Source organism: Brachyspira hampsonii 30446, from assembly GCF_000316195.1.
Taxonomy (GTDB): domain Bacteria; phylum Spirochaetota; class Brachyspiria; order Brachyspirales; family Brachyspiraceae; genus Brachyspira; species Brachyspira hampsonii_C.
Window position 1 is genome coordinate 903,257 of the sequence record NZ_JH994110.1, and the last position, 18,874, is coordinate 922,130.

12 protein-coding genes are annotated in these 18,874 nt (G+C 27.6%); 8 read left to right on the top strand and 4 right to left on the bottom strand.

Features of this window, described 5'->3' with window-relative positions; all coding sequences use genetic code 11:
• Positions 1–10 precede the first annotated feature (10 nt).
• Positions 11–676 carry a hypothetical protein gene (locus A966_RS04050; protein ID WP_008722821.1) on the bottom strand — a complete coding sequence of 222 codons (666 nt, stop codon included), beginning with the start codon at positions 674–676 and terminating at the stop codon, positions 11–13.
• 903 nt (positions 677–1,579) lie between these two features.
• On the opposite strand from A966_RS04050, the gene ileS reads away from it, so the two are divergent.
• The 5 genes from ileS (at position 1,580) to A966_RS04075 (ending at position 11,787) form a co-directional block, all read left to right on the top strand.
• Positions 1,580–4,351 carry an isoleucine--tRNA ligase gene (ileS, locus tag A966_RS04055; RefSeq protein WP_008722830.1) on the top strand — a complete coding sequence of 924 codons (2,772 nt, stop codon included), beginning with the start codon at positions 1,580–1,582 and terminating at the stop codon, positions 4,349–4,351.
• Positions 4,352–4,536: 185 nt separating this feature from the next.
• Positions 4,537–5,169, top strand: a complete 633-nt coding sequence (locus A966_RS04060; RefSeq protein ID WP_008722833.1) for a DarT ssDNA thymidine ADP-ribosyltransferase family protein — start codon at positions 4,537–4,539, stop codon at positions 5,167–5,169.
• Between the two features lie 4 nt (positions 5,170–5,173).
• Complete coding sequence (gene darG, locus A966_RS04065) at positions 5,174–6,223, top strand: type II toxin-antitoxin system antitoxin DNA ADP-ribosyl glycohydrolase DarG (protein WP_008722837.1); 1,050 nt, start codon at positions 5,174–5,176, stop codon at positions 6,221–6,223.
• Between the two features lie 122 nt (positions 6,224–6,345).
• Entirely contained in the window at positions 6,346–9,795 is a 3,450-nt protein-coding gene (locus A966_RS04070; RefSeq protein WP_008722838.1) for a type IIG restriction enzyme/methyltransferase, read from the top strand.
• Complete coding sequence (locus tag A966_RS04075; RefSeq protein ID WP_008722841.1) at positions 9,796–11,787, top strand: KAP NTPase P-loop domain-containing protein; 1,992 nt, start codon at positions 9,796–9,798, stop codon at positions 11,785–11,787. It abuts the gene before it with no gap.
• 702 nt (positions 11,788–12,489) lie between these two features.
• On the opposite strand, the gene A966_RS04080 is transcribed toward A966_RS04075, so the two are convergent.
• A complete protein-coding gene (locus A966_RS04080) occupies positions 12,490–12,738 on the bottom strand; it encodes a DUF2442 domain-containing protein (RefSeq protein WP_008722842.1) in 249 nt (82 codons plus the stop codon).
• 2 nt (positions 12,739–12,740) lie between these two features.
• A complete protein-coding gene (locus A966_RS04085) occupies positions 12,741–12,995 on the bottom strand; it encodes a DUF4160 domain-containing protein (protein WP_008722843.1) in 255 nt (84 codons plus the stop codon).
• Between the two features lie 868 nt (positions 12,996–13,863).
• Between A966_RS04085 and A966_RS13235 the strand changes: the two genes are divergently transcribed.
• Entirely contained in the window at positions 13,864–14,040 is a 177-nt protein-coding gene (locus A966_RS13235; RefSeq protein WP_008722845.1) for a type II toxin-antitoxin system HicB family antitoxin, read from the top strand.
• Between the two features lie 160 nt (positions 14,041–14,200).
• On the opposite strand, the gene A966_RS04090 is transcribed toward A966_RS13235, so the two are convergent.
• Positions 14,201–14,818, bottom strand: coding sequence for an HD domain-containing protein (locus A966_RS04090; RefSeq protein ID WP_008722850.1), 618 nt, complete (start codon positions 14,816–14,818; stop codon positions 14,201–14,203).
• A gap of 115 nt (positions 14,819–14,933) precedes the next feature.
• On the opposite strand from A966_RS04090, the gene A966_RS04095 reads away from it, so the two are divergent.
• Together A966_RS04095 and A966_RS04100 are read left to right on the top strand one after the other, a co-directional pair.
• Complete coding sequence (locus tag A966_RS04095) at positions 14,934–15,197, top strand: hypothetical protein (RefSeq protein WP_008722852.1); 264 nt, start codon at positions 14,934–14,936, stop codon at positions 15,195–15,197.
• A gap of 483 nt (positions 15,198–15,680) precedes the next feature.
• Positions 15,681–18,806 carry an efflux RND transporter permease subunit gene (locus tag A966_RS04100; protein ID WP_008722853.1) on the top strand — a complete coding sequence of 1,042 codons (3,126 nt, stop codon included), beginning with the start codon at positions 15,681–15,683 and terminating at the stop codon, positions 18,804–18,806.
• Positions 18,807–18,874: the final 68 nt, after the last annotated feature.

The window sequence follows — 18,874 nt, forward strand, 5'->3', positions numbered from 1 at the left end:
CTCCTTTTAATTATTTTTTATAACATACAAAATCTTGTCCTACTGCTTCAGGTGCAGGATCATTTCTTGTAAGTGTAACTGTTACAGAATTTCCATCAGTTGAGAATTTTAAAGTACCTTCTGAAGAACGATCGCTAGACCAAAAATTATAATCTGTACCATAACCAGCCATTCCAGACATATATCCATAAAAAGTAGGTGGGGTATTAGCATCTGTATTAGGAGTCATAGCAACCAGACCATTTTCTATAGATATCCACAAATAATTACCTCCCATATTTTCTGATACATATTTATTGCCGTTATAATCTTCTATGTCTTTTGAAGTTTTAGTATATGTAACCTCTTGTCCATTAATATTTACAGCTGCATTCTTTGTATCTGAAAATGTTATTGTAAACTCATCACCATAAATTTTTATTTTGTAATTAGGATCATTAGCTTCTATGATTTCACCTTTTGCTCCGCGTGACGAATTTTGATATTCGTATATATTACCGTTCATATCTATTTCTACACTATCACCATTATTAGATTCCCATATACCAGCATATTTTATGTTTATAGTTTTTGGTGTACTTGTATCTGGTGCTGTTTTGTCCTTGTTGGAACAGCTTACTGATAAAACTCCTACTAAAAATAGGCTTAGAAAGATTGCTGAAATTTTTTTACTCATAGTAAAACTCCTTTTAATTATAAATATCATTAAAGACATTTATATCCTGTTTAGTTTAAATATTTTTAAATGTATTATTAAATTTATAATACGAAATTAAATTTATATTTAAATTTATTATATTATAAATTATTTTAAACAAATAGCAAGTATAATATTTGATTTTTGTAATTTTTGTTATATTTTTGCGTATAAAATATTATTGAATATGTAATATTAAATAATATTTTATACTAATTTTTATAAACATATTCACCCTCAAATACAAGGAATTGAAGCGTTTTAAATATTAGTATTGTTTCATACTATTTTATAAAAAATATTTCTACCCAATTACAAGGCTTTGAAGCGTTTGCAAAATATATAAATAAAGCTCTAAATATAATTGATGTTTATATAAGTTTTATATTTTGTAGTTATAGATTTTAGTTGCTAATAAATTAAATTGCATGAATAAGAATAAGCTGCTAAATTTTTATTAATTATAAACCTTCAAGACCCAAGTCTTTTTTGGCAGCTTTGACGAAGTCCACAGAGTGTGTGTGACGAAAAAAAAGTTGATAATATATTCATTAAATAAAAACTTTGTCAAACATTTATATACTTATTTTATTAATATTTCCTCTATCAAAAACAAGGCTTTGAAGCGTTTTAAGTTTTCAATAATACTGAAAATTCTTTGTCAGTAATTTTTTTATTCAACTTTTTCCCGCTGCAAAAAGTGCAAGTCTAAAATAATACTAATAGATATATTAAATACATATACAATAGAAGAAATCTGTAATATACGCATTCAATAAAATAAAACTTGTAAAATTCTTTCTTATAGTATAAAATTATATATCTTTATAAAATAACAAAAATTTTATTTAAGAAAATTTAATTAATGGAGCAAAAATTAAGATGGATTATAGTTCTACTATCAATTTACCTAAAACCTCTTTTCCTATGAAAGCAGGTTTGAAGGAAAAAGAGCCCAAAATAATAAAAAAATGGGACGAAGAAAAACTTTATCAACAGCTTAGAGAATTAAGAAAAGGTGCTCCTAAATGTATTTTACATGATGGACCGCCTTATGCGAATGGAGACATTCATATTGGAACATCATTGAATAAAATTATTAAAGATATTATTGTAAGATATAAATCTGCTAAAGGCTTTGATTCTCCTTATGTTCCTGGCTGGGACTGTCATGGTATGCCTATAGAATTAAAGGTGCAGGAGAGTTTGGGAGATAAATATAAAGAAACTTCTAAATTCATAATGAGAAAGAAATGCCGTGCTTATGCTCAGAAATATATTGATATTCAAAGAAAAGAGTTTAAAAGACTTGGTGTTATGGGCGATTGGGAAAATCCTTACCTTACTATGTCGCCTGAATATGAATCTGAAATAGTTGAAGTATTTGCTAAACTTGTAGAGAAAGGATATATATATAAAGGACTTAGAACTATTCACTGGTGTATGGACTGTGAAACTGCATTGGCTGCTGCTGAAATAGAATACGATGATAATCATACTTCTACAAGTGTTTATGTGAGATTTCCTGTATTAAATAAAATCAATGATAAATTAGACGGCAATGTTGATGTTATGATATGGACTACTACTCCTTGGACATTACCTTCAAATATGGCTTGTGCTTTTAATAGAGATTTAGATTATGTTGCTGTTGAAATAGATGGAAGATATGCAATAATGACTAAAAGCCTAGTTGATACTGTTCTTGGCAAAAAAGACATGAAAGCAGAAGGCAGAGATATTATTCCTATATCTATAGAAGAGATTGAAAAACTTGAGATAGCACACCCATTTATCAAAGACAGAAAATCTGCTGTTGTATTTGCTGATTATGTTGAGGCTACTGCTGGTACAGGTGTTGTTCACACTGCTCCAGGTCATGGTATGGAAGACTATCAGACAGGTGTTAATTACGGACTTGATATATATTGTCCTGTAGATAAAGCTGGAAGATATACAAGTGAGTTTCCAGAAATGCAGGGCATGAAAGTAAGAGATGCTAACCCTAAAGTAATTGAAATACTTGAAAATAACGGCTCATTATTCTATAAAGAGAAAGTTACACACAGTTATCCTATATGTTGGAGATGTAAAAATCCTTTGATATTCAGAGCTACTTCTCAGTGGTTTATGGATATGAAGCATGATCATATAGATGAGAGAACTGTTAAATCTTTAGATAATATTAAATGGTATCCTACTTGGGGACATGACAGAATGAGAAAGATGCTTGAGAATCGTCCAGACTGGTGTTTATCAAGGCAGCGTTCTTGGGGTGTTCCTATACCTGCATTCTACTGTAAAAACTGCGGAAAAACTTTACTTACTGCAGAGTCTACTAAGCACTTTGCTGAAATAGTAAAAACTAAAGGAATGGATGTATGGTTTGAATTAGAGCCTAAAGATTTACTTCCTGAAGGTACTAAATGCGAATGCGGTTCTTCTGACTTTGGTAAAGAAGAGGATATTTTGGATGTTTGGTTTGATTCTGGTGTATCATCTTTTGCTGCACAGAAAACCAATAGAGATTTGGACGGAGTTTTCCCTGTTGATATATATTTGGAGGGAGGCGATCAATACAGAGGCTGGTTCCAAGCTGCAATTTGGCCTTCTATGGCTATAAGAGGAATTCCCCCATACAAAGAGCTTGTTACACATGGCTGGACTTTGGACGAGCAGGGCAGAGCTATGCATAAAAGTGCTGGTAATGTTGTTTCGCCTTTAGAAGTTATTGATAAATACGGTGCTGATATATTAAGGCTTTGGTGTATAAGTGAAGACTTTACTCACAATGCACGTGTTGGAGATAACATGATGAAAGCTATTGCCGATAACTACAGAAAAATAAGAAACACTTTCAGATATTTGCTTGGAAATATTTCTGATTTTGATTACAGCAAAGAAAAGATTGAAGTTAAAGATTTACTTCCTGTAGACAGATATGCATTATCAAGACTTCATAGCTTTATAAAAGTTGCTGATAAGGCCTGCGAGGGTTATGAGTTTCATTTATTCTATCAAAGACTTATAAATTACTGTGTAGTTGAGCTTTCTGCTACTTACTTTGACATTATAAAAGACAGATTATACTGCGACAGAAAAGATTCTATTTCAAGAAGAAGTGCTCAGACTGTACTTGCTAAAATATTAGATGTATTAGTTAAACTTATAGCTCCTGTACTTCCTTTCACAACTGATGAGGTTTGGGGATACTACAAAGGAGAAAATGCTTCTTCTGTACATTTGGAATTATATCCTAAAGCTGATGATAGTTTGATTGATTTAGAATTAGAACAAGAATGGACTTCACTTCTTAAAGTACGCGATGATGTATTATTATCTCTTGAAAGAGCCAGAGACAACAATACTATAGGTAAATCTTTAGAGGCTTATATAACAATATGCACTAAAGAATCATCATCAAAAGACTTACTTACAAAATACCAAAAATATTTAAACGAAGTATTTATTGTAAGTAAAGTAACAATTTCAGACAGCAAGGACGATACATTTATAGAAGGCGGCGTTTCATTTGTTAAGACAGAGAAAGCAAGCCATGAAAAATGTGTTCGCTGCTGGGGACATTATGAGAGTGTAGGCGAAGATAGCGAGCATAAAGAGTTATGTTCTAGATGTGCTGAAGCGGTTAAATAAAAAATAACATAATTTTTAAATATTAAAAGGGCGGCTATGAATAATGGCTGTCCTTTTTATTAGAATAGGAACTATATATTGAGTAATTTTAATTAAAATTTTATAATATGAATTATATAAAGTTTTAATATATTTTATTTATAGTATAATTGCATATAATCTACAGAATGAAAGGTTATTTATATATGAGTGCTAAAACAGGACAACTTATATATCATTTAACAGCTATAGATAATTTTGAGTCTATAGTAAAAAATGGATTACTTCCTAGAAGTAAAATAAAGCCTAATATTGATGTTGCTGATAATGAAATATTAAACGGAAGAAATAAATATAATTTATTAGATTATGTACCATTTCACTTTTTTATTAATACACCATTTGATGGGGCTATAAAAAAGAAATATAAAACTACTGATTTTATTTATATATGTATAAAAAGAACAATAGCTAGGAATCATAATTTTAAAATAATACCATGCCATCCATTATCTAATAAACTTGCTAATTATGATAATATTTTATTTAATTATGATGATGGATTTGATTTAATAGAATGGGATATAATAGATAGTGATAACAGAGATTATAATAATCAAGATATAAAAAATGCATGTATGGCAGAATGTCTATTTTATGGTAAAATACCAATAATAGAAATTACTTCCATTACAGTAAAAAATAATGAAAGTTTTAATAAAATAGGTGGAATTTTATTAAAATATGGATTTATCAAAAAAGATAATCAATATAGTTTTCATACTAAAAATTTAAAAAAATATAGCTTTTTTGTCGATATTAGTCCTAGTTGGTTTTAAAGTTATGATTATATATAAAACAGGCAATATATTAGATACAGATTCTCAATGTATCGTTAATACTGTTAATTGTGAAGGCTATATGGGTAAGGGTTTAGCTTACCAATTTAAAAAAGCATATCCTGCAAATGAAAAAGCATATATAAAAGCATGTAAAACAGGTGAGATTGCTATAGGAAAAGTCTTTTTATTTGAAGAAGATAATAAAATAATTGCAAATTTTCCTACAAAAGATAAATGGCGACTTCCTTCAAAAATGGAATATATTAAATTAGGTTTATTAGATTTGATTAATAAAATAATAGTAAGACAAATATATTCTATTGCGATTCCGCCTTTAGGTTCTGGAAATGGTGGGCTTAATTGGGAAGATGTAAGAAAGGAAATAGAGTCATCTTTTTATGATTTATCAGAAGAAATTGAAGTAGTTGTTTATGAACCTGCTGGAAATATACAAACTAATTTAAAACCTAAAAAAGCTCCTAAATTATCACTATCTCATTATGTAGTTAGTAAAATAGAGTCTTTATTAAAATATTACAATGTTAAAGATAAAACATATATTAGACTTCAGAAGAGTTGTTATTTTTTTAATCATTTTTATAGAAAGGATTATTTTGATTTTAAAGCATATAAATATGGTCCATATTCTCATGATATAGAGATCGTAAATAAAAAAATTAATGAATATATGCTTTATTATGATATAAAAGATTATAATGTTTTATGTGATGAAGTTTATAAAACAATAATAAGTAAAAAAATAGAAAGTGAATTAGATAATATTGATAATGCTATTAAATTATCTTCTGAATATGTTAATAATATAAAATCAAACAGTGAATTAGAATGTTTAACAACTATAATGGTATTAATAAAAGATTACAGTTATACTACAGAAGAAGATATAATAAAGGGTTTTAAAGATTGGGAGTTTTCAAAAGAAAAGTCAAGAAAATTTAAGGAAAAAGATATATTAAATTCTATTAATTATTTATTAAATACAAATATAATATCAAAAGGATTATTAGGATATTGTTTAGTTTCTAATTAATAATATTTTTAATAAAATGATTGGAATAATAAAAGGGCGGCTATGAATAATGGCTGTCCTTTTTTATTTGTTTTTATTTTGTTTTACTGTATAATAATATCATTACTATTGGAGTGTTATTTATGAAGTCTATTACTAAAAATGCAAAAGAATTATTAAAATTAAGAAATTTATTGAACTATGAAATTGATAATGATAAATTAGATTTTTTTAAAAGAGATATTAAATGGTATAGAAATGAAATAAATAATGCTAAAAATAAAGGTGAGACAGAAGAACATTGTAAGGGTATATTAAATAAATTTTTAGTTAATGCCTTTGGGTATGACAGCAATACAAAAGGTAAAATAGATTTGGTTATAAAGTTTGATGATAATATTAAAACCATTATAGAAACTAAAAATTATAATAATACATTAGAGATGATTGATGATAATAATTATAATAATAAAGCATTTTATCAGACTATACTTTATTATTATAAAAGCAGAAAAAATAAAGATAATAAAGATTTTAATATTGATAATATTATTATTACTAATTTTGAAAAAGTGTATTTATTTTCTAAATATGATTTTGAAAAACTTATTAATGATAATCAGATAGTGAATTATTTTAATGAAAATAGTAAAGTAAAAAATGAAACTTTTTATAAGATTTGCAGCGGATTTTTAGATAATATTAATCTTGAGGTTGTTGGGTATAAGATAGATTTATTTAATGATGATGAGGTTCTTATATATAGGTTTTTTAATTCTTATAATATTTGTTCTGTTAAACTTGGAAATGATATTAATTCTATATCGAATACATTTTATAAAGAAATAATTTATATGATGGGGCTTGAAGAAGATAAAGAAAAGAAATTGCGTTTATCTAATGTTGATAATAGTTTAATAAGGCTTACTATGGACGTAATTAGAAATAGCAGTGATAAAACAAATGAAAATGATATCTTTGATGAGGCTTTGAAACTTAATATTATATGGGTTAATAGAATATTATTTTTAAAGATACTTGAGGCACAGCTTAGGACTTTTAGAAATGATAAACATTTGGATATATTAAATCCTTTTAAAATTAAAGATTATAATTATTTGTATACATTATTCTTTAATGTGCTTGCTAAGCCTAAAAATATGAGGTCATCTAATAATGATTATAATTATATACCTTATCTTAACAGTTCATTATTTGAAGAGGGTAAAGATGAGCTGATTTTTTCTATAACAAAATTGAATAATGATTCAAAAATGAAAATTATGTCTGGGAGTATACTTTATAATGATAGGGATTTTAACAGCAGTCAATTAACATTTTTGGAGTATATACTTAGATTTTTGAATTGCTATGTATTTAATGCTGATGCTAAGAATGTAGATAAAAATACAATAATAAAATCTTCAGTTTTGGGACTTGTATTTGAAAGGCTTAATGGGTATAAGGACGGCTCGCATTTTACTCCGCCTGCTATCACTATGTATATGGCTAGGTACAGCATAGAAAAAATTATTATTGAGAAGTTTAATAAATATTTTAAGGAGACGCATTTTAATAATATAGAAGAAGTAAAAAATTATGTGAGGGCTAATATACATATTTATAGGGATAATATAAAAGATATTTTGAACTCTATAAAGATAATAGATCCTGCATGCGGAAGCGGACACTTTTTGGTTGCTTGTTTGAATGAGCTTATAAGGATAAAGAGTGAGTTTAGAGTTTTGCATGATAATATAGATATTAATATATCGGAAGATGAGCTTGTTATAAATTATATAGACGGTACGCATTTTAAGTATAATATAGAAAATGATAATATTACAGAGAGAAAGCAGGAGATAGAAAAGACATTATTTGAAGCTAAGGAGCATATTATCAGTAATCAGCTTTACGGGGTTGATATAAATCCGAACTCTGTAAATATATGCCGTTTGAGATTATGGATAGAATTATTAAAGAGCAGTTATTATACGGATATAAAAAGCGATGAGAGGTTTATCGATTTGGAGATACTTCCTAATTTGGAGTTTAAGATAATATCTGCTAATAGTTTGATAGAGCTTGATGATAAAGAAGTGAGTTTGATATCTCTTACTTGGGATAAGAATGAGCTTATCAAAAATATGCGGGAGTATTTTAATGCGAGTTATGAGAATAAGAATGGTATAAGAAAGGAGATTTTAAGGCTTATTAAAGAGTATTCTAATCATAATGCGAAATTAGAAAATTATAATCCGTTTGACATGCTAAAAAGCTATGATTTTTTTGACAGCGGTTTGATGTTTGGGGTAGATAAATTCGATTTGGTGATAATGAATCCGCCTTATTTTCAGCTTACGGGAAATCATCAATACTTGAATTATTTTGATAAAAAAGATAGTAAAGTTTCGGACATTTATCAATTATTTATGGAAATGTCTTTTAATAGATTGATTGATGAGAGCGGTATTGTAAGTGCTGTAGTATCTAATAAGTGGATGCGTGCGGGTTATGGGGAGAGGACGAGGAAGTTTTTATATGATAGGGCTTATGTTTATGAGGTTATAGACTTGGGGGCTAATTGGTTTGAAAGTGCTACGGTGGATACTAATATTATCAGCTATGGTAAGCGTAAAGAGGATATTCAGGAGAAAATTAATGCGTACAAAATAAGTTTATGCGATGATATTTTTAAATCTAAAAAAGATAAATTATCAGGCGTAGAAAAAGAGTGCTTTATTTATCCTAAGAAAGATAACAGCTCTTGGATAATTTTAAATGAAGATGAGAAGTCTATATTGGAGAAAATACATAGATTTAAGGCTTTGAAGGATTGGGGTATAAAAATAAATTTTGGGATAAAAACAGGATTTAATGAAGCGTTTTTTATCGATGAAGAAACTAAAAATAATCTTATAAAAGAAGATGCTAAAAGTGCAGAATTAATTAAACCATTAATAAGAGGTCGGAATATAGCGAAATATTATTCAATTGTAAAAGAATATTTAATTAATATTCATAATGGTATAAAAGAAAAAGATATACCGCCTATTAATATAAAAGATTATCCAGCTATAAAAAGGCATTTAGATAAATATTATAAACAATTAGAAAAAAGACAGGATAAGGGAGATACTCCTTATAATTTAAGAAATTGTGCTTATTTAGAAGATTTTGAAGAAGCTAAAATAGCATGGGGAAATATAAGCAGTGAGAGTAGATTTTGTTATTTATTTAAAGATTTTTTTGTTTCCGCTCCTGCAAATATATTAACAATTAATTCTAAAGATGAAAATATTTTAAAATATTTGTTAGCAGTAATGAATTCTAAAGTTTTTAATTATCAGTTTACTAATTTTGGTATTACTTTAGGGCATGCTTATGAATGGAAAAAACAATATGTAGAACCATTAAAAATTCCAGAACCTGACAAAGATACTGAAAATAAATTAGTTAATCTCGTTGACGATATTATTCGGCTTAAAAAAGAGAACAAGGACGCTTCAGGGCTTGAGGCGGAGGTGGATAAGATTGTATACTCTTTATACGGGCTTACTGATGAGGAAATAAAGATTATTGAGGGGGAGTAAATGGAAAATAAAGATAATTATTTTAAATATATAGAAAATACAATAAAACATTATTTAGCTGAAGAAAATACAGATTATGGAATAATGCTTACAGGTGAATGGGGAGCTGGTAAAACATATTATGTGAAAAATAATTATAAAGATAGTATATATGTATCTGTTGCAGGAAAAAATACTATAGATGATGTAATTTATGATATAAGCATATCTGGTATTTTTGATGTTCCCAAAAAAGACTCAGATTGTCCAAATATAAAAGCTATAAATAATGTAAATAAAATGGCATTAAAAATTTTTAAACCTATAATAAAATATACTAATAATATTTTAGAAGAACCTATTATGAAAATATTATCTGATATAAGTAATAATTCTATTGAAATTAATAAAATATTATTAATTATTGATGATTTAGAAAGATTATCTAAAAATATAAATATAGAAGATTTATTATATTCTATTTATGATAATTTTATATCGAATAATGTAAAAGTATTATTTATTTGTAATGAAGAAGTATTAATTAATAATGGAGAGTATAATAAAATAAAAGAAAAAATCATAAGGCATACTATAAAATTACATAGTATAGATAAAAATAATTTTAAATTATTTTTAGAAACATATATAATAAAAAATTTAATATATGATAAAGACATAGAAAATTATTATATTAGTAATCATTTTTTTTATGAGCAATGCATACCTAATATTATTAATATATTTATGGAAATGGAATGTTATAATATAAGGACTTTTAAAAAATTCTTCGATATGTCAAAATATTTCTTAAATGAAATAAATAGATTTATAGAGAAAGAAGAATATAAATTAAACAATAATGAAGAATTATTTTTAGAAATATTAAAAATATTTGCAATTGTTTTAATAGTATATGATAAAAATATAATAAATAATAGCATTTTTGTAAGTAAAGAAGAATATGATAAATATCATTCAGAAATTATTACTGAAGCAATAATAAAAAATGCTATAGAAAATTGTTCTATGGATATGAAAACGGAGGAAAATCAAAATGTAAATAATAATATTAATCAAGAATATTTATCTAAATTTAAAGAATTAATTTCAAATATAGGAAAACAATATGTTATAAGAAATGAAACAAAAAAATATATTTTATATTATTTTTATAAATATATAGAATGCGGAATGTTAAATTATGAAGAATTGTTTTTAGAATATAAAAATCATATTTATCTAAATAAAAAATATTTAAAATCTTATAAAATAATTAGTGAAGGCTATGAAAATTCTGAAATTATCAAAGAAAATATAGATATTGTTTTTAATATTATAGAAAAAGAAATTGATAATTTTATGGATTCAGATTGTTTCGATATATATAGTAAAGTTTATTTTTATTATTATGATATTATTTATGATAATAAAGATAGATATTTAAAAATTTTAAAAAATGCATTATATAATTATTGGAACAATGCAGATGTTAATGGTATTTTTCTTATAAAAAATGAATATGAGCATAATAATTTTTTCTATTTTATATCTCGTAATGATATTATATCCATTAATAATAATGATGTTTTAATAAATTATGAAAGAGAATTATTAAATAATTTGTATGAAAAGAAAATAAAAGAAGTTCCAGAAGAATTTTATAATGTTTTAGAAAATTTTAATAATCATAACAAATATTATTTTTTTTCTGACTTTGGACAATATAATTATGCAATAGTACATTTGTTGTTTTTATCTCAAAATTTACGACTTATTACAAAAGATGTTTTTTCAATAAGAATATTTTTATTTTTTTTGAATTCAAAAACTATTATTTATAATGCTTTTCAAAAGTATAAAATATATGATTATAATGCTAAAGAATTGAAAGATATGGTAAATAATTTGATACCATTTGTAGATAGTATAGAAACAAATGATAAATACTTATTAGATAGAATAAAAGAATTAAGAGAAAGAATAGAATTCTATAATAATACAGATTATTAGTTGTTTAATATTGGATAATAAACCGCACCTACATTTTACTGTCCTTAATATTAAGATATACGGTGCGGGTTGCCCGTATGGCGAATACTCAGCCGCACGTACATTGTACTGTCCGTAATGGGTTGCGTTGCCGTGCGGAATGCCCGTATGGCGAATACTCAGCCGCACTTACAGGGGGCGTTTGGTAAGGGAAAGCGATACCGTGCGGGAAGGTGCTACAGCTCGTAGGCGGGAATGCCCCCGACCGTAGGGAGTGCGTAGCTAGGCGAGTAGTTTTTCGTTTTTTTCTAAAAAAGTTACTGTTTGCAGGCTTATTTTGTTAAAAATGTTTGTTTAATAATAAGGGCGGGTTTGGGTGGGTTATAAGGTACATTTTTAAAAAATTATTTCTGTGTTAGTTTTTATATTTCTGGGTTGGCTTTTTAGTTAGTTTATTTTTTGATGTTGTGTAATCAGCCGCACCTACATTTTACTGTCCTTAATATTAAGATATGCGGTGCGGGTTGCCCCTACGGCGAGTAGTCAGCCGCATACCCTTACTCCTACGGAGGACTTCGTCAGGTACTTCCTTCGGTCGCGTACATGGGGCGTTTGGTAAGGGAAAGCGATACCGTGCGGAATGCCCGCACGAAGTGTACCCGAAACGAAGTAAGGGTATAGGCGAATACTGCGGGAAGGTGCCGACCGTAGTAGGTAAGTGCGTTAGCTAAACTCGTAGGCATAGTATAAAGTATTACATGATATATCCAAATCATCATTCCAAGAAATACCGTATCCGCCAGCATCCACCTTTACAAGATTAAATAAACTGATGTCATTTAAAATTTCAAACTCTTTATGCTCAGAGATTAGTTTTTTCACATCGTAATATTTTACTTCTTCGTTTTCAAAGATTATTTTTAAGATTAGATTGTCCATAGCTTTTACATTTTTTATTTTGTGGAAAACCATAATTACTCCAAAGGTTCTAATTGTTTAAAGTTTTGTGTATTCCAAATATTTAGTAGTTCATCTTGATTATTTTTAGCCCATTCTAATACAAGAGAGCATGCTTTATTAGGCAAATCTCCTTCTATCATTTTTAATTCGTTTATATCGATAACTCCAACATATTCTCCATATATAGCATGAAAGTGCGGAGGATTATGTTCTTTTTGCTGAAAATACATTTTGATGATGATACCATAAAATCTTGATATAACAGGCATTGGCATTCCTTATTTTTTTATTAATTCTAACACATAGATTATGTTTTTACAAATATTTTATTTTTGTTTGATTTTGGGTACTCAGCCGCACCTACATTTTACTGTCCTTAATATTAAGATATACGGTGCGGGAAGCCACTACGGCGAGTAGTCAGCCGCATACCGACTTGTCATGTACTTTCTTCGGTTGCGTACAGTTGGCGTTTGGTAAGGGCTTGCGTTGCCGTGCGGAATGCCCGCACGAAGTGTACCCGCAACGAAGTAAGGGTATAGGCGAATACTGCGGAAGCTAAGCGGTAGTTGATTTTATATTGAATAACTTTATAATTAAATTATGGATAAAAAAGAAATTATTAATAAACTTACAAATAATAATAAAAATATTAAATATTCTTATTTTTGTAATATTAGACTTGTTTCAAAACTACTTGACAAGATTACATATGAAAATTTCGTAATTTTATAATTTATAAAATAATGTTTGACATGTTTTATAAATTATTGTTTTAGTATATAAATGTGCAGTCTTTCGCCGCAGGCGTACTTCGTATGTGCCACACCGAAGGCGGACAGGCGTCACAAAAGAAGTTGGGTTTGGCACGACTGGGTGCTTCGCAGCAAAGCCCCAACTATAATCAAAAAAATATTAAATTAAAAAACTATAAATATTAAAAATTTGAGTTTTGAAACAAGTCTATTGTTGAATTTTTTGGTTTTGTGTGTAAAAGGCAAGAGGAATCCATAGAATATATTCCAAAATAGGAGTTAGTGAGTTTATTAATATACAAAATGTTAATGGTGAGGTAAAACCTTATCAAGTTAAGCAGTTTTTATCTCTTGTTAAAAAATATTGTTTGGAGGAGTAATTATGAACTATAGTATAAAAATTTTTTATAGTGAAGAAGATGATGGTTATATAGCTTTATCTGAAGAACTGGACTCTATTAGTGCTTTTGGGGCAACAGAAGAAGAAGCCTTGAAAGAAATAAAAAATGCGATAGCACTATATTTTGAAGAAAAAAATATACCATTAAAAAGGTCATAAAATTTCGTGTTTAGCTTTTTAGTTAGTTTATTTTTTTATATTGGATAATATCAGCATGTACATTATAGTTGCTGTAAGTGGTTGAAGTTCTATGATAAATTCCAATAATCGAATACTAATTAAAGCCGCAAACGTATGAATGTGTAAGATTTGCGATTAGTTAAATAATACTGTCTTTTATGTTCGGAAGTAAATTGTAGATTGATGTACCTATAGTACTTTCAAAATACGATTTTATTTCAAATACTTTTTTCCACCTTAAAGCACTTTGAGGAAATGTACCGTATCTTAAAGCTACATCTATAAACCTTTTTTCTACAATACAAAAACCTGTAGGTAAAGCAAGACTATCGCATAATTGAATAAGCAGATCATAATCATCATACACAGCATTACTTATAAAATCTTTCATAAATTTATAATCATATTCAGACATGTCAAATTTTCCTATTGCTGTATCTATATCCTGTATCATAAATGCGTGACTTATGCATATTTGAGCCAATTTATACCAGCCGTATTTAATGCAATATTTGTAACCGTCTATTAAATGCCGCTCAGAGCTTATCCCAGTGTATCTTCCTATGTCATGAAGAAGTCCAAATATGTAGGCATTATCTTCATCTAGCTTTTTGTTTTTAGAGTTTTTATTGTAGTGTGAAGCTATTATTCCTGCAGCTTTGGCAGTGTATCTTGAATGTTCCGCCCAAGGAGTGGGGTTTAATTTGTATGCTTTGTTTAATTCGTATTCTGCTCTTTCTAAATCTAGTATTTCCATAATTATTTCCTATGTATTAATAATAATATAAATTTTTTAAAAAATAAATATCATTATAGGGAACTTTTATTATATTTTTTCGTCTAATAAAGCAAATAAAAGCTAGGGTATCACTATGTTAAAAAAAATTATTTTTGCATTTTCTTCTATAATATCACTTTTTTTATTAAGCTCATGCTCCCCTGCATTTGACAGAATGTTTCGTATGGCTCCTCCGCCTCCTCATGCCAGACATTATTTTGATTTTCCTATGATGTTTGGAGTACCTTTTGGTATTAATGGAATCCTTAGTATAATAATAAAAATATTGATAATTGTTGCATTAGTATTTTTAGTAAAGATTTTGTATAATAAAGATAAAAACAACAAAAAAGAATAATTTGTTATTTTGCCTTATATTTATGGCGGTTTATTTTTGTAAAAGTATATATAGTATTATTTTATTAGCCTAATATTTATATATTAAAAATATTTGTTTTGTTATGCAAATTATATTAGACTTGTTTCAAAACTACTTGACAAGATTAATTATTAAAATGATTTAATTTGAAAATTACAAATATAATGTTTTATATGTTGTATAAATTATTATTTTAGTATATAAATATGCAGTCCTTCGCTTGCAGACGCTTTCCAAAGTAAATTTTCGCGAGGTGACTTCGTCGGCACGCACAGTGTGAAACGGCTGGGCTAGTCCCCTCAGAATTATAAAAAATTAGTTTTGAAACAAGTCTATTAATGATATCAAATTAAAATATTATTAGTTTAAAAGTTATAAAATTTATAATAAAAACTATTGAATATTTTTTAGAATTTAATATCATATTTCCGTAGTATTTTTATGATATAAATTTGTAAAAAAATGAAGAAATTTATTACTTTCATAGTAAATAGACCTACAACAGTATTTGTTACATTAGTATCCATGTTCATAATTGGATTTATTAGTATATCAAGACTCAGCATAAATTATCTTCCCAATATGGAAGTTCCAATTATCAGTATAAAAACAACTTATGATAATGCCGGAGCAGAAGAAGTTGAGAAATCGGTTACAAGATTAGTTGAAAATGCTGTATCATCTGTTAATAATGTAAAGACTATTAAATCAAAATCTAAAGAATCAGAATCTAATGTTGAAATAGAATTTAATTGGGGAACAGATCTGCAGACGGCAGCAGATGATATAAGGGAAGCCATTGATATGATTAGATCCTCTTTGCCTGATGATGCGGATAATCCAAATATATCTAAATTTTCAACGGATGCAGAACCCATAATGAATATAGCTTTTTTTGGTACAGATAATTTGGCATCTCTCTATGATTTAGTTGATAGTCAAATACTTACGAGATTGGAGCAAGTTGAAGGAGTAGCACAAACAGAAATAAGAGGCGGATTAAAAAAGATTATTTCTGTGGATATAGATGTAAATAGAATTAACGCCTATTCTATAAATATTAATGATATAGTAAAAACTCTTTCTTTAGAAAATCAGAATGTTGCAGGAGGTGAAACTTATGAGGGTGTTTATAAATATAATATAAGAACTACAGGAGAGTTTAAAGAGGTAGAAGATATTGAAGATGTTGTAGTTGTACTAAAGAATGGTACCTATCCTGTAAGGGTAAGGGATATAGCTTATGTACATGAGGATTATGAAGATGACTCTGAGATTGTTCGTATTAACGGACAAAAAGCTTTAACTATTGCAGTAACTAAAGAGTCAGGCGGCAACATTATACAAATAGCAAGAGATGTAGAAAAAAGGCTTAATGAGATTAGGCTTCCATCAGGAGTTTATTATCAGATACTTTTTAATAGTTCAGATACAATAAAGAATTCTATTCATAATGTTTTAAATACTGTGTGGCAGGGAGCTTTATTTGCCGTATTAGTTCTTATGATATATTTATGGGATATAAGAAGCGTATTTATAATAAGTATATCAATACCTGTATCTGTGATAACTACTTTTATATTAATGTATTTTTTCAATATCACTATTAATGTAATCTCTCTTTCTGGTTTGGTGCTTGGTGTCGGAATGATGGTTGATAATTCTATAGTAGTTCTTGAAAATATTTTTTATTACAGCAATTATTTTTCTAAATGCAATATTAATAAAAATGATAAAAGAATGATAAAAATAAATAATATAAAATCATCTATACTAGGAACTAGTGAAGTGTCTATTGCAATAACAGCTTCTACTTTAACAAGCGTATGTGTATTTCTTCCATTTTTGTTTGTTAAAGGACAGATGGGACAGATGTTTAGTGATTTATGTATTACTGTTTCTATATCGCTATTAACTTCTCTTTTTGTGGCTTTAACTATAGTACCGCTTTTAGCATCAAGATTAAATAAATTGAATCCTGATAGTAAGTTAAATTTATTATTAATAAAATTAGAGACTTTCTTTAATAAAAATCTTCATAATAATATAGAGAAGTTCTATGTAAGTACCCTTTTAATAGTAATAAAGAACAAAAAGAAATCTTTTGCTTTAATATCTGTTTTATTAAGTTTATCATTATTTTTATTACTAATGAATATAGGTAAAGAAGGATATCCCGTATCAGATGAAGGTACTATTATATCAAGATTAAGACTTCCTGTAGGTGCTAGGGTAGAGTTTACAGATATGTTTATTGAAAGAATGGAAAAAGATATAGAAAGTGCTGTTAGTAATAACATGGCATACTATGAAACCAGAGTGAGAACAGGAAGAAATGAGCATCATGGGGAAGTTAGAGTAAAATTGATAGATAGAGAAGATGGAAGAAAATTTGATATTAGTCATTATATAGAGAGTATAAGAAATAAAGTCAATGGATATCCAGGACGAATAGAGCTTAATTCTGAAAATACTGCTATGGGAAAACCTAAAAATTACAGTGCTATTATTATAGAGCTTGTAGGAGATGATCTTGATAGGGGGTATGATGTAGCAAGTAATGTTATAGCTGCTGTAAATAATGTTGATGGTATTAGAAGTGTTTTAATAAAAGAAGATGATTCTAATCATGAACTTATTTTTGATATAGACAGAGATTTAGTATCTAAAATGGGTATCAATATTAATACGATTGCAAATATTATAAGAACTTCATTCAGCGGTACAACTGCAAGCAAGATGACTTTAGATAATTCTATATATGTTGATACAGATATAATAGTTCGTTTGGAAGATAGAAACAGAGATGATATTTCAAGCATTCAAAAAATGATGATTCCTACTTCAAATGGTATAGTACCAATATCATCTCTTGTAGAGATACATAAATCTACAGGTCCTATAGAGATTAACAGAAAAAATGATAAAAGAATAATAGAGATAAATGCTAGTTCTTATGGAAGATCTATAAATGAAATTATTATAGATATCAGAAAAGAGCTTAATAAAATATATATACCAAGCGGATTTTCAATAAATTTTTCAGGCGATTATGAGGACATGCAGGAGGCTTTTATTCAGCTAATCATTTCTATGATAATGGCTTTGGTATTTGTATATGCTATAATAGCAGGTCAGTTTGAATCTTATCTTACCCCTTTTGTTATATCTTTAGCGGTTCCTTTTGCATTATTTGGGGCTTTAATATTTTTGTACTTTTCTGGAAATACTTTAAATGTTTACAGCGGTATAGGTATAATAATGCTTGTAGGAATAGTTGTTAATAATGGAATAGTTTTAATAGACTATATGAATAGGGTTGTGCTTGAAAAAAATATAAGTTGGGACAGTGCTGCATTGGAATCATGCAGAAGAAGATTAAGACCTGTACTTATGACTTCATTAACTACAATATTAGGGCTTCTTCCTATGATTTTTGAAGTAGGCAGCGGAAGTGAAATGTACAGACCTTTAGCCATAGCAGTTTGCGGAGGGCTTATATTTTCTACTATGTTTACTCTTATTATAATACCTTCTGTTTATTCTAGTTTTAGAAATAGATTCAATATAAAGATAAGAAACGATTAATAATATACTTATAATGTTTTAAGTAAGTATAATTTATTAGATTTATAAATTTCTTCTCATTCCCCACC

What these genes read in the sequence shown, in the direction of transcription:
- A966_RS04050 (WP_008722821.1), bottom strand. Translation starts at nt 676, where the DNA reads ATGAGTAAAAAAATTTCAGCAATCTTTCTAAGCCTATTTTTAGTAGGA.
- ileS (WP_008722830.1), top strand. Translation starts at nt 1,580, where the DNA reads ATGGATTATAGTTCTACTATCAATTTACCTAAAACCTCTTTTCCTATG.
- A966_RS04060 (WP_008722833.1), top strand. Translation starts at nt 4,537, where the DNA reads ATGAGTGCTAAAACAGGACAACTTATATATCATTTAACAGCTATAGAT.
- darG (WP_008722837.1), top strand. Translation starts at nt 5,174, where the DNA reads ATGATTATATATAAAACAGGCAATATATTAGATACAGATTCTCAATGT.
- A966_RS04070 (WP_008722838.1), top strand. Translation starts at nt 6,346, where the DNA reads ATGAAGTCTATTACTAAAAATGCAAAAGAATTATTAAAATTAAGAAAT.
- A966_RS04075 (WP_008722841.1), top strand. Translation starts at nt 9,796, where the DNA reads ATGGAAAATAAAGATAATTATTTTAAATATATAGAAAATACAATAAAA.
- A966_RS04080 (WP_008722842.1), bottom strand. Translation starts at nt 12,738, where the DNA reads ATGGTTTTCCACAAAATAAAAAATGTAAAAGCTATGGACAATCTAATC.
- A966_RS04085 (WP_008722843.1), bottom strand. Translation starts at nt 12,995, where the DNA reads ATGCCTGTTATATCAAGATTTTATGGTATCATCATCAAAATGTATTTT.
- A966_RS13235 (WP_008722845.1), top strand. Translation starts at nt 13,864, where the DNA reads ATGAACTATAGTATAAAAATTTTTTATAGTGAAGAAGATGATGGTTAT.
- A966_RS04090 (WP_008722850.1), bottom strand. Translation starts at nt 14,818, where the DNA reads ATGGAAATACTAGATTTAGAAAGAGCAGAATACGAATTAAACAAAGCA.
- A966_RS04095 (WP_008722852.1), top strand. Translation starts at nt 14,934, where the DNA reads ATGTTAAAAAAAATTATTTTTGCATTTTCTTCTATAATATCACTTTTT.
- A966_RS04100 (WP_008722853.1), top strand. Translation starts at nt 15,681, where the DNA reads ATGAAGAAATTTATTACTTTCATAGTAAATAGACCTACAACAGTATTT.